Here is an 11,979-nt window from a genome sequence, read left to right as displayed (position 1 = left end):
CAGGGGAGGCGACGCACGTGGTCGCAGGGGACCGGGCCGGTTCACGATTCGGGCAGTACGAGTTACGGCGCCTGCTCGGCGTCGGCGGCATGGGCGAGGTCTACGACGCCTACGACACCGTCCGAGATCGCACGGTCGCGCTCAAACTGCTGGATGTCGAACTGGCCAAATCGCCCACCTATGTGGAGCGCTTCCGCCGCGAATCCCGCACCGCCGCCCGGCTGCAGGAGCCGCATGTCATTCCGGTGCACGACTGGGGTGAGGTGGACGGTGTCCTGTTCATCGATATGCGGCTGGTCAGCGGCCGAGATCTCAAGGCGTACCTGACCTCCGAGGGGCCGATGCCGCCGGGGCGCGCCGTCGAGGTGGTGGAGCAGATCGCCTCCGCGCTGGACGCCGCGCACCAGAGCGGTCTGGTGCATCGCGATATCAAGCCCGCCAATATTCTGCTGACCGGTGAATTGTTCGCGTATCTGGTCGATTTCGGCATTGCGCACGCGGAATCGGATGTGCAGCTGACGAGTATGGGCAGCGCCATCGGGTCGTTCGCATACATGGCGCCGGAACGCTTCGAGCACAGCACGGCGATCTCGCCGTCCGTGGATATCTACGCCCTGGCCTGCGTGCTGTACGAAAGCCTCACCGGCGAAATACCTTTCAAGACCGACAGCAATCTCGCCACCATTCGCGCGCATATGATGACCCCGCCGCCCCGGCCCAGCGCCCGGCCCGGGGTGCCGATCACCTTCGACCAGGTGATCGCGATCGGCATGGCGAAGGATCCGGCCCGCCGGTACGCCACCGCGGGAGAGCTGGCCAGAGCGGCCCGCGCGGCGCTCGTCCACGCCGAACACGGTGCGACCACCCGCACCTCGGTCGCACCGACCCACCTGATTTCGCATGTGCCGCAAGCATTTCCGCCGATCGGCTATTCGCCGGGCGGCCATCCCTCCGGACCGGTCGGTTATCCGGGCGATCACTCCGCTGGACCGGTCGGCTACTCGTCGGGCGATCACTCGGGTCCGGTCGACTACCAGGCCTCTCAGCCGACGCAGTTCCGCATGCCGTACGCGGAACCGCTGCGCGAACACCCGTCCGCGCCGCTGCCCCTGCCGCCCCCGCAGCGCAGTTCCCTGCCGATCGTGGTGGGTGCGCTCGTCGGCGCGGTGCTGGTGATGGGCGGCCTGCTGGGCTGGCTGCTGTTGTCCGGCAAGAACAATGGCGGCAACACCACGACCACTGCGGGCGGCACGACGACGATCGCCACCACCCCGGACGCGACCGCGCCGACCGCCGCGACGGCCCCGCCCTACAGCAACCCCGCGACCAGTCCCGCCCCCGCCGCCCTGCCCCCCTTCGCCGGATCCGTATCCGGCACGGACGCACAGGGTTTCGTCGCCGGACCGCGCTGCAATGCCGACAACCCGGCCTACGCCATCGGCCGCACCACCGCCTCCCGCGTGGTGATCTGCCGAACCGGCGTCGGCCGCTACTACTACAAGGGTGCGCGCATCAGCGACGGCGCGGGCATCGAGATCGACGATCCGGTGCCGGACGGCTCCGGCGGCTTCACCGCCACCAACGGCAGCGACGGCACCCAGTACCGCGTCACCTCCACCGCACTGACCATCGTCCAGGGCGGCGCCACCCTCGCCGACGAGCCGATGATCGAATACACCCACCGCTGATTACCGCCGACTCGCCCGGTGGCGGTGACACGCCATGGCCGGATGGGTTACGTTCGGCTGGTATCCAATGGTGCATTGATCGGAGTGTGTGGCATGCGTGCAGCCGTGGTGAGCAAGCTCGAGGGGCCGGAGGCCATCGAGGTTCTCGACGTACCGGAGCCCGCGGCCTATCCCGGCGGCGTTGTCATCGAGGTGCACGCGGCGGGCATCGCCTTCCCCGATGTGCTCATGACGCGCGGTCTGTACCAGATGAAGCCGCCGCTGCCGTATGTCGTCGGCTGCGAGGTCGCCGGAATCGTGCGCGAGGCTCCCGCGGACGCGCACGTCAAGGCGGGCGATCGGGTGGTGGCGCTGACGCTGCTCGGCAATGCGGCGGCCGAGGTCGCGGTGTCGCCCTCGAACATGGTCTTCACGCTGCCCGACAATGTCTCCCTCGCCGCGGGCGCGGGTGTGCTGTTCAACGATCTGACCGTGCACTTCTGCCTCACCAAGCGCGGCCGCCTGGCCCCCGGTGAGACCGTGCTGGTGCACGGCGCCGCGGGCGGTATCGGCACCTCCACGCTGCGCATGGCCCAGGCGCTGGGCGCGGGCCGGGTCATCGCCGTGGTGAGCACCGAGGAGAAGGCCGAGGTGGCCCGCGCGAACGGGGCCACCGATGTGGTCCTCACCGACGGCTGGCTGGCCGCGGTCAAGGAACTGACCGGCGGGCGCGGGGTGGATATCGTGCTGGACCCGGTCGGCGGCGACCGCTTCACCGACAGCATTCGCTCGCTGGCCTCCGGCGGCCGGGTGCTGGTCGTCGGCTTCACCGCGGGCGATATCCCGACCGTGAAGGTGAATCGCCTGCTGCTCAAGAACGTCGAGGTGATCGGCGCGGCCTGGGGTGAATGGGTCATGACCCACCCCGGCTACCTGCAGGAGCAGTGGGCCGAGGTGGCGCCGCTGCTCGCCAGCGGCCAGATCGCCCCGCCGGATCCGCTGCTGTACACCCTCGAGCACACCGCCGAAGCCGTCTCCGCGCTCGACAAGCGCACCGCGACCGGCAAGGTCGTCGTCACCCTGCGCTGATCGCACCTGCCCTGAGCGTGAAATCCCGTAGCGTGGCTGCACTGTGAAGCTTTCCCGGCAGGTCCTGAACCGCACGCTGCTCTCGCGCCAGCATCTGCTGGCGCGGGCCACGCTCACCGCGCCGCAGCTGTGTGCACAGCTGGTCGGATTGCAGGCGCAGGACATGCTGCCGCCGTACGTCGCTTTATGGAGTCGCACAACCGATTTCGATCCGGAGACGGTCTCGGCGGCGCTGGAGGACCGCTCGCTGGTGCGAATCACGCTGATGCGCGGCACCATTCACCTGGTCACCCCGGAGGACGCGCTGCGCATTGCGCCGCACGTCCAGCCGGAGCTCGAAAAGATCCCCTTCCGTAAGGGTTTCAACTACGGCGCCATGGTCGGCCTCGATCCCGAACAGGTCCGCGCACACGGCGACAAGGTCCTGGGCGACGAGCCCATGTCCGCGGCCGACCTGCGTGCGCACGCCGCCGCGCTCTACCCCGACCGCGATCCGGGCGCGGTCCTGCAGACCTGGCTCTACCAGCTCCCCGTGCTGCAGACCCCGCCGCGCGGCCGCTGGGGAGACAGCAGCCGCCCCGTCTGGTCCCGCGTCGAACCCTGGCTGGGCGCACCCCTGGACCACGGGTATCCGCTGGAGGAACTGCTGCTGCGCTATCTGCGCGCCTTCGGTCCCGCCACCACCATGGATATGCAGACCTGGTCCAAACTCACCGGTATGAAGCCGGCCGTGGCCCGCCTCGGCGATCGCGTCCGCACCTACACCGACGACCGCGGCCGCACCCTCTACGACGCCGCCGACGCCGAACTGGCCGACCCGGATCTCCCGGCCCCCGTACGCCTGCTGAGCTGGTACGACAACGCGCTGCTGTCCCATCAGGACCGCACCCGCATCATCCCGGACGGCACCGCCCCACCGCTGCAGGCCTTCGCCGCCCAGGTCTCCTCCATCCTCGTCGACGGCTACCTCTCCGGCATCTACAAGATCTTCACCACCGCCGACACCGCGCGCCTCCGCATCAGCCCGCGTGCGGTCTGGTCGTCCCGGCACGCGGCGGAGGTCGAAGCGGAAGCCCATGCCCTGCTGGGATTCCTGGAACCCGACCGCACGCACAGCGTCGAAGTCCTCGCCCCCGGAGCGGATCTCAAACCCTGACCTCCCCGGGCTGGATGCAGTCGTCAGAGACAGCTCCGTTGCCGGGGTTTACCGGCATGCAATATGGGGTGGTTAGGGTGGCGGCACGGCGTTCATGGCTGAAACGGACGCAGGTGCACCGTCGGATGGAGGCGGGCGAACCAGCCGCATTTCCTGGAGGAATGCCGCATGGTGCGCTCTACTGCTCTGTCCACGGTGATCGGTGATGTCACCGTCTATGCCGCCACTGATACAGGGCCGCAATGGCTTTCGGGTCAGGACGTGGTTGTCGAGGACGGCCGCGTAATCGCGATCGGTCCCGGCGCGGGCGCCGGCCGCCCGGAGCCCCGGTTCGATGGGAGCGGTGGCCATCTGATTCCGGGGTTCGTCAATACCCACACCCATCTGCAGCAGTCGGTGCTGCGCGGGGCGGGGGAGGGGCTGCCGCTGCTCGAATGGCTGCACTGCGTGGGCGAATTCACGGTGGCGGCCACCCCCGAGCAGACCTATCTCGCCGCGCTGGCGGGCGGGCTGGAGCTGCTGCGCAGCGGTGTCACCACCGTGGTCGAGCACATGTGGCCGAACCCCTCGGAGGCCGTGCACGATGCCGCGCTGCGGGCGCTGCGGGAGCTGGGCATTCGAGTGGTCTTCGGCCGCGGTCTCGCCGATCGTGCGGACGCCTCCCGTAAATGGGGTATGGATCCGCGCCTGGTGCAACCACTTCCGGAGATCCTCGCGCATATCGACGACCTCGATGTGCGGCTGACGGGTTCCCGCATCACGACCGCGCTGGCGGTGCCGAACCCGCGCTGCCTCACGCCCGAGGGCATGGCGACCGTGCGTGAATACGCCGATCGCACCGGCAAGACCATCTCCATCCATCTGCTGGAAACCAGTACCGACGAGGACATGTGCCAATTGCATGCAGCCACTTCGGCCGTCGACTACCTCGACGCCGGCGGCCTGCTCGGTGAGCGGACGCTGGCCGTGCACTGCTGCAAACTCGACGAGCACGGCCGGGCCGTCTTCGCCGAACGCGGAGTCTCGGTGTCCTACAACCCTTTGAGCAATATGCGCCTGGGCAGCGGCGTGGCCCCGGTGCCCGCCATGCTGGCCGCCGGAATCGGCGTCGGCCTCGGTGTGGACGGCGCGGCCTCCAATGACACCCAGGACATGCTGCTGGCCCTGCGCATGGGTGCGTACCTGCAGCGCGTCACGCATCAGCGCGCCGATCTGCTCGGCTTCGACGACATGCTGCGCATGGCCACCCGCGGCGCGGGCCGCGCCCTGGGCGATCCCGCCACCCATTCCGGAGTCCGGGTGGGCGACCGCGCCGACCTGTCCCTCATCCGCTTCGACCGGGATTTCGCCTGCCTCCCGGCGCGTGATCCGGGAGCCATGCTGCTCACCACCGCCTCTCCCCGCGTGGTCGACACGGTGTGGGTGGACGGGGAGGCGGTGATCCGCGACGGCCACAGCACCCGGACCGATGAACAGGCTCTGATAAAGCAGCTCAATAGCATGCAGTGACAGTTAATCAACTGGAAACAGTCACGCGATTGCATGTAATTCAGATCGACAACACTGATCTCACGCACACAGTGCACGCAATTCCAAGCGAGAGAAGGTGAGTGCGGTGGTCCTGCAAGACACAGCGCGGAACCCGGCCGGCAGCACAGTGCACGATCCGGGTGCGAACCCGGAGATCGCGTTCACCGGCATCGGAAAGCGCTACTCCGGCAAGGGATCCGGCGAGGTCATCGCACTCGCCGATATCGACCTGCAGGTGCGGAACGGCGAATTCGTCGCTGTCGTAGGACCTTCCGGCTGTGGCAAGTCCACCCTGCTGCGGCTGGCCGCCGGACTGGAACCGCCGACCTCCGGAAGAGTTGTGGTGCAGACCGATTCGGTCGGCTTCATCTTCCAGGACGCCACGCTGCTCCCGTGGCGCAATGTGCTGCGCAATGTCGAACTCTGCGCCCAGTTGCGCGGTATCGACCGCGCCGCGCGCCGCGAGCGCGCCACCCGTGCGCTGCATGCGGTCGGCCTGGCCGATTTCGCGGCCAAACTCCCCGGTCAGCTCTCCGGCGGTATGCGCATGCGGGTGTCCCTCGCCCGCGCGCTGGCCCTGGAACCACGCCTCATGCTGCTCGACGAACCCTTCGGCGCCCTCGACGAGATCACCCGGCTGAGCATGCAGGAGGAGCTGCTGCGGCTCTACCGCGACAATGCCTTCACCGCCCTGTTCATCACCCATTCGGTCTCGGAGGCGGTGTTCCTGGCGGGCCGGGTGGTGGTCATGTCCGCCCGCCCCGGCCGGGTGCACGAGGTGATCGATATCGACCTGCCGTATCCGCGCGGCCGGGAACTGCGCTTCGAGCCCGCCTTCACCGAACTGGTGTCGCGGGTCTCCCGTTCTCTGAAAGAGGCTTCGTAATGGTGGGTCTCGCCCTCTCCGCCCCCGTGCGCACCCGGACCGTCCCGCGCCTCCCGTACCGCTGGCTCGGGAAAGCCGTTGTGCCCCTGGTCTGCATCGGCCTCGCGCTGGGCGCCTGGTACACGGTCTCGCTGGTGCTGCTCGCCCCCGACCGCCGCTTCCTGCTGCCGCCGCCGCACCAGGTCTTCGCCGAATCCCTCAGCAACCCGGCGAAAATGGAGGTGATGCTGCGGGCGCTGGCGGTCACCGCGCGGGTGGCGGTCACCGGACTGTTCTTCGCCGCCGTCCTGGGCATCGCCATCGGCGTGCTCATGAGCCAGACCAAGGCGATCGAACGGGTGGTGTACCCGTACGCCGTAGTGCTGCAGGCGATTCCGGTACTCGCCGTGGTCCCGCTCATCGGCCTCTGGTTCGGCTACGGCCTCACCGCCCGCGTGCTGGTCTGTGTGCTCATCGCGGTGCACCCGATCATCGCCATGACCCTGTTCGGCATTCAGAGCGTCGACCGCAACCTGCGGGAGCTGTTCACCCTCGGCCGCGCGAATCGACTGCGGCGCTTGATATCCCTGGAACTGCCCGCCGCGCTGCCGTCCATCATGGCCAGCCTGCGCACCGCGGCCGGACTCTCGGTGACCGGCGCGGTCATCGGCGACATGTTCTTCGCCAAGGGCCAGCCCGGTATCGGCACCCTGCTCGACACCTACCGCGCCCGGCTGCAATCGGAGGATCTGCTCGCCGCGCTGCTGCTGGCCGCCCTGTTCGGTGTCGCCGTCTTCGCGTTCTTCACCGTCGCCCAGCGACTCACCGTGGGCCGCTGGCACGCGTCGGGCCGCTGAACCTCCCGCACCCCACTATCAACAGCCTGTGGAGAACTCATGCACACCCCTCTGCGCCTCCTCGGCGCCGCCGCGATCGCCACCCTGGTCGTCGCCGCCGGTTCCGCCTGCTCCAGCTCCTCCGAGAACGACTCCGCCGCAGTGCAACTCCCGGCCGCACCGGCCGAACAGCAACTGGCCGGCCGCTGCCCCGCGACCGTCGTGGTCCAGTTGCAATGGGATCCGGAGACCGACTCCGGCCCCATCTTCGGGCTGCTCGGTCCCGGGTATCACGTCGATTCCGACAACAACAAGGTCACCGGTCCGCTGGTGGTGGACGGCAAGGACACCGGCGTGAAACTGGAGATCCGCGCCGGCGGCCCGGCCATCGGCTTCCAGACCGTGCCCTCGCAGATGTACGTCGATTCATCCATCACGCTGGGCCTGGACCACTCCGAGGACGCCATCGCGGCCTCGGGCAAGCAGCCGATCACCGCGGTCACCACCCTGCTGCGCTCCAGCCCGCAGATGCTCATGTGGGATCCCAAGACCCATCCCGACTGGCACGGCATCGCCGACATCGGCAAAGCCGGTGCACCCGTAGTTGTTTCGCAGGGCCAGCTCTACCCCGAATGGCTGGTGTCCCGAGGGCTGTTGAACGCCAAGCAGATCGACGCCTCCTACGACAACGGCCCCTCCCGCTTCGTCTCCGATCCCTCCTTCGCACAGCAGGGATTCGCCAACTCCGAGCCCTACGTCTACGAGCACGAGGTGAAGGCCTGGGACAAGCCGGTCGGCTACCAGCTGCTGCGTGACGTCGGCTACGAGGGCTACGCCCGCACCGTGAACGTGCGCACCGACAAGCTGAACGAACTGCGCCCCTGCCTGCAACGCCTGGTGCCCATGATCCAAAGGGCCACAGCGCAATTCCGCACCGACCCGAGTCACGTCAACGATGTGGTCGTCGATGTCGTCTCCAAGAGCGCGAACCTGACGCCCTACAGCGCGGCCCTCGCCGCCTACGGCTCCAAGACGCTCATCGACAGCGGCCTGATCGGCAATGACACCGACGGCGTGCTCGGCAGTTTCGACGAAGCCCGGGTGCAGCGTGTCATCGATCAGTTCGCGCCCATCCTGCGCCACGGCGGCGCGAACGTGCCCGCCGGGCTCACCGCCAAGGACCTCGTCGACAAAGAATTCCTGGACCACACCATCACCGCAGGCTGAAAGCCCCTATCAGACAGGGAAACCCATGATCAACGACACCGCCGAAGTCGCCCGCGAGAAGCAGATGGGCGGGCTGGGCGCCGAGGCCGCCCGGGACATCCGCATTATCGACCTCACCGATTTCGAGGACCGCCGCGCCGAGATCACCGAGCAGCTCTGGGCCGCCGCCACCGATATCGGGTTCTTCCAGCTCTCCGGCCACGGTATTCCGCAGGAGCAGATCGATGCCGTATTCGGGCTCACCGCAGGCTTTTTCGCGCTGCCCGAGCCGGTGAAAGGGCAGTACCCGCTGGTCAAAGCCGACAATGCGGGATGGGAATCGCTGAGTCAGGTGCGCCCGTCCATCGGCGTCCCCGACCAGAAGGAGTCCTACCAGATCACCCGGCCGCACATGGACGGCCGCTGGCCCACCGCTGACGAACTGCCCGGATTCACCACGGCCGTACTGGAATTCGAGAATCGCTGCTGGGCCGTCGCCATGCAGGTGCTGTCCTGCTTCGCCGACCGCCTCGGCCTGCCCCGCGAGCACTTCACCACCGCGCACAACCCGGAGTCCGAGCAGTACCAGTCCACCCTGCGCCTGCTGCACTACTTCGCCGTCCCCGCCGAACTGCGTGATGTGCCCGGCCGCTGGCGGGCCGGCGCGCACACCGACTTCGACTGCCTCACACTGCTTTTCCAGCGCGACGGCCAGGGCGGACTGCAGGTCTGCCCCGGCAAGGAGATGGCCGAACAGCAGTGGACCTCCATCACCCCGTCCTCGGCGCTCATCACCTGCAATATCGGTGACATGCTCACCCGCTGGAGTGATGACCTGCTGCCCTCCAACTTCCACCGCGTCCGCAGCCCCGGCGCGGACGAATACCAGGGTGACCGCTACAGCATCGCCTACTTCGCGCAGGCCGACCGCGACGCGATCATCGAAGGCCCGCAGGGCGTCTACCCGCCCGTCACCGCCGCCGAGTTCCTCACCGAGCGCGTCCGGGCCAACTACCGGCCGCAAGGGTAATTTCGAACCGAGCACCGAAAGGACCACCATGACCGAACCGGACAGCGAACTGCTCGGCCCCTCCGTGCACCGGCAGTTGCGGCAGCTGGTGCTGTCCGGCGAACTCGCACCGGGCGCACCGCTGAGCGTGCTCGCCCTGTCCGCGCGACTCGGGGTGAGCCGCAGCCCCGTTCGCGAAGCGGTGCAGCAGCTCATCTACGAGGGCCTGGCCGTGAACGTCCCGCACGCCGGGGCGCGCGTGGCCGTCGTCGACGACGCCCAGATCCGCGATGTGCTCGCGGTGCGCTCCGTCCTCGACGGCCTCGCCGCCGCCGGCGCCGCCACCCGCCTCACCGAATTCGATCTCGGCAAGCTCACCGCCATGCTGTCCGAACAGGACAACAATCTCCGCGACAATGTGGACCCGGCCCGCGACACCGATCTCGACCTCGAATTCCACACCTTCATCCGCGACCGCTCCGGAAACCGCACCGTCGCCGAGGAACTCGCGCGCCTGGAAGCCCAGGCCCACCTCTACCGCGGCGACCTCTGGGCCCACCCCCGCAACCGCCGCACCGCCCTCCGCGAACACCGCCGCATCCTCGAAGCCCTCGAATCCGGCCACCCGGCCGACGCCCGCACCGCCGCCGAAGCACACGTCTGCGGCCTCATCACCCGCATGAACCGGGCCTAGCCCGCAGCCGCCCCGGCATGTTTCTGGCCGGGACCCACCAGCGAATCCGCGCCTCAGTGCGAATTGCGGTAGGCCGGAGCCTTACTCGACCCGGACGGGGTGAGCGTGCGCAGCAGCGGCAGCGTGCGCTGCGGAACCACGGTGGACAGCACGATCACGCTGTGCGACCGCGACACCGAGGAGCTGCGGTCGATGCTCAGCAGCACATGCTGCAACCCGGCATGCGAATCCGCCCCGATCCGGCACATCACATCGCCGGACCCGGTCGTGGCATACGCCTCGAGCACCCCCGGGATGGCCTCCAGATCGGCGGCCACCGCCTCCAGCGCACCCTGCGCGATCTCCAGCGTCACGAACGCCTGCACATCGAAACCCGCTGCGGTGACATCGATTTGCGGATCGTAGGAGGCGATCACCCCCGCCTCCTCCATGCGCGCGATCCGCGACTGCACGGTCGCGCGGGCCACCCGCGTGCGCCGCGAGAGCTCCAGAATCCCTGCCTTCTGGTACTCGTGCATGGCGGTCAGAATGGCCAGATCCAGTTCGTCCAGCTTGGCGGGCGTGCGTGCCATGGCGGGACCTCCGCTCGAGGGTGATGTGGTATTCAAATTGTCCAGCACCAGGCCCAGGATGGTGGCGTAATCCACCAGGATGTCTACTCGAATTCGTCGATATTGCTCAGCTGGCACCCGCAGCGATTTGCTGATCACATGAGCATCGAGGTTGTGCCACCGGAGTCCGACGAATTACGCCGGTTGATCGGCCTGGTCGATCATGACGCGGCCGCCGATCCCTTCCCCGTCATCGGCTGGGACGCACTCGTGTGGGCGGTCGGCAATGCCACCCAGACCGCGCACTTCCTGGAATCCGCCTTCGGTATGCGGCTGGAGGCCTACTCCGGCCCCGAAACCGGCAATCGCGACCACAAGGCCTACGTGCTGCGCAGCGGCAGCGCCCGCTTCGTGGTGTGCGGCGCGGTGGACCCCGGCAGCCCGCTGGTGGCCCATCACGACCGGCACGGGGACGGGATTACCGATATCGCCCTCGAGGTCCCGGACGTGGACCGCTGCATCGCCTGGGCGCGCACGCACGGCGCCACCATCCTGGTAGAGCCGCACGACGACATCGACGAGCACGGCACCGTCCGCTCCGCCGCCCTCGCCACCTACGGCGAAACCCGGCACACCCTCATCGACCGCTCCCGCTACGACGGGCCCTATCTGCCGGGGTTCGTCGGCCGCCGCTCCGGCTACCGGCCCCGCGAGGACGCGCCGAAGCGGATCTTCCAGGCCATCGACCACGTCGTCGGCAATGTCGAACTCGGGCAGATGGACACCTGGGTCGAGTTCTACCGCCGCGTCATGGGTTTCGAGAACATGGCCGAATTCGTCGGCGACGATATCGCCACCGACTATTCGGCCCTCATGAGCAAGGTGGTCGCCAACGGCAACCACCGCGTCAAATTCCCGCTCAACGAACCGGCCGTGAGCCGCAAGAAATCCCAGATCGACGAATACCTGGAGTTCTACCGCGGCCCGGGCGTGCAGCACATCGCCCTGGCCACCGGCGACATCCTCACCGCCGTCGACACCCTGCGCCGCGAGGGCATCGAATTCCTCGACACCCCCGACGCCTACTACGAGGACCCCGAACTCCGCTCCCGCATCGGCCATGTCCGCGTCCCCGCCGAGGCCCTGCAGTCCCGCGGCATCCTCGTCGACCGCGACGAGGACGGCTATCTGCTGCAGATCTTCTGCAAGCCCCTCACCGACCGGCCCACCGTCTTCTTCGAACTCATCGAACGCCACGGCTCCCTCGGCTTCGGCAAGGGCAATTTCAAAGCGCTGTTCCAGGCCATCGAACGCGAGCAGGAGGCACGCGGAAACCTCTGAGCTATAGCCGAATTGCCTGAATCGTGCCGTGTGGC

General features: G+C 68.1%; 11 protein-coding genes. 10 read left to right on the top strand and 1 reads right to left on the bottom strand.

The features are described 5' to 3' along the window. The first annotated feature begins 17 nt into the window (after positions 1–17). The 9 genes from OG326_RS40425 to OG326_RS40385 all read left to right on the top strand — a co-directional run bounded on the left by OG326_RS40425 (position 18) and on the right by OG326_RS40385 (position 10,052). Positions 18–1,688 (top strand): serine/threonine-protein kinase, encoded by a 1,671-nt coding sequence (locus tag OG326_RS40425; RefSeq protein WP_327142360.1) that lies wholly within the window; start codon positions 18–20, stop codon positions 1,686–1,688. Positions 1,689–1,781: 93 nt separating this feature from the next. Further along, positions 1,782–2,756, top strand: coding sequence for an NADPH:quinone oxidoreductase family protein (locus OG326_RS40420; RefSeq protein WP_327142359.1), 975 nt, complete (start codon positions 1,782–1,784; stop codon positions 2,754–2,756). 43 nt (positions 2,757–2,799) lie between these two features. Continuing rightward, on the top strand, positions 2,800–3,912 hold the full coding sequence (locus OG326_RS40415) for a winged helix DNA-binding domain-containing protein (protein WP_327142358.1): 1,113 nt from the start codon (positions 2,800–2,802) through the stop codon (positions 3,910–3,912). 168 nt (positions 3,913–4,080) lie between these two features. Next, entirely contained in the window at positions 4,081–5,421 is a 1,341-nt protein-coding gene (locus OG326_RS40410; RefSeq protein WP_327142357.1) for an amidohydrolase family protein, read from the top strand. 106 nt (positions 5,422–5,527) lie between these two features. Beyond that, positions 5,528–6,328 carry an ABC transporter ATP-binding protein gene (locus OG326_RS40405; protein ID WP_442790886.1) on the top strand — a complete coding sequence of 267 codons (801 nt, stop codon included), beginning with the start codon at positions 5,528–5,530 and terminating at the stop codon, positions 6,326–6,328. Continuing rightward, positions 6,328–7,164 carry an ABC transporter permease gene (locus OG326_RS40400; protein ID WP_327142356.1) on the top strand — a complete coding sequence of 279 codons (837 nt, stop codon included), beginning with the start codon at positions 6,328–6,330 and terminating at the stop codon, positions 7,162–7,164. Before OG326_RS40405 ends, OG326_RS40400 begins: the two co-directional genes overlap by 1 nt. A gap of 39 nt (positions 7,165–7,203) precedes the next feature. Next, positions 7,204–8,370, top strand: a complete 1,167-nt coding sequence (locus OG326_RS40395; protein ID WP_327142355.1) for a nitrate ABC transporter substrate-binding protein — start codon at positions 7,204–7,206, stop codon at positions 8,368–8,370. A 25-nt stretch (positions 8,371–8,395) separates the two neighbouring features. Then, a complete protein-coding gene (locus OG326_RS40390) occupies positions 8,396–9,379 on the top strand; it encodes an isopenicillin N synthase family dioxygenase (RefSeq protein ID WP_327142354.1) in 984 nt (327 codons plus the stop codon). A 28-nt stretch (positions 9,380–9,407) separates the two neighbouring features. After that, positions 9,408–10,052: a GntR family transcriptional regulator gene (locus OG326_RS40385; RefSeq protein ID WP_327142353.1), complete on the top strand. Its 645-nt coding sequence runs from the start codon at positions 9,408–9,410 to the stop codon at positions 10,050–10,052. A gap of 53 nt (positions 10,053–10,105) precedes the next feature. Here OG326_RS40385 and OG326_RS40380 read toward each other — a convergent pair whose 3' ends face one another. Further along, positions 10,106–10,624: an Lrp/AsnC family transcriptional regulator gene (locus tag OG326_RS40380; RefSeq protein WP_327146748.1), complete on the bottom strand. Its 519-nt coding sequence runs from the start codon at positions 10,622–10,624 to the stop codon at positions 10,106–10,108. A gap of 138 nt (positions 10,625–10,762) precedes the next feature. On the opposite strand from OG326_RS40380, the gene hppD reads away from it, so the two are divergent. Beyond that, positions 10,763–11,944 carry a 4-hydroxyphenylpyruvate dioxygenase gene (gene hppD / locus OG326_RS40375; protein ID WP_327142352.1) on the top strand — a complete coding sequence of 394 codons (1,182 nt, stop codon included), beginning with the start codon at positions 10,763–10,765 and terminating at the stop codon, positions 11,942–11,944. Positions 11,945–11,979 lie beyond the last annotated feature (35 nt).

It is taken from the genome of Nocardia sp. NBC_01327, assembly GCF_035958815.1.
Lineage (GTDB): Bacteria > Actinomycetota > Actinomycetes > Mycobacteriales > Mycobacteriaceae > Nocardia.
This window is presented reverse-complemented; position numbering and strand designations above follow the sequence as displayed.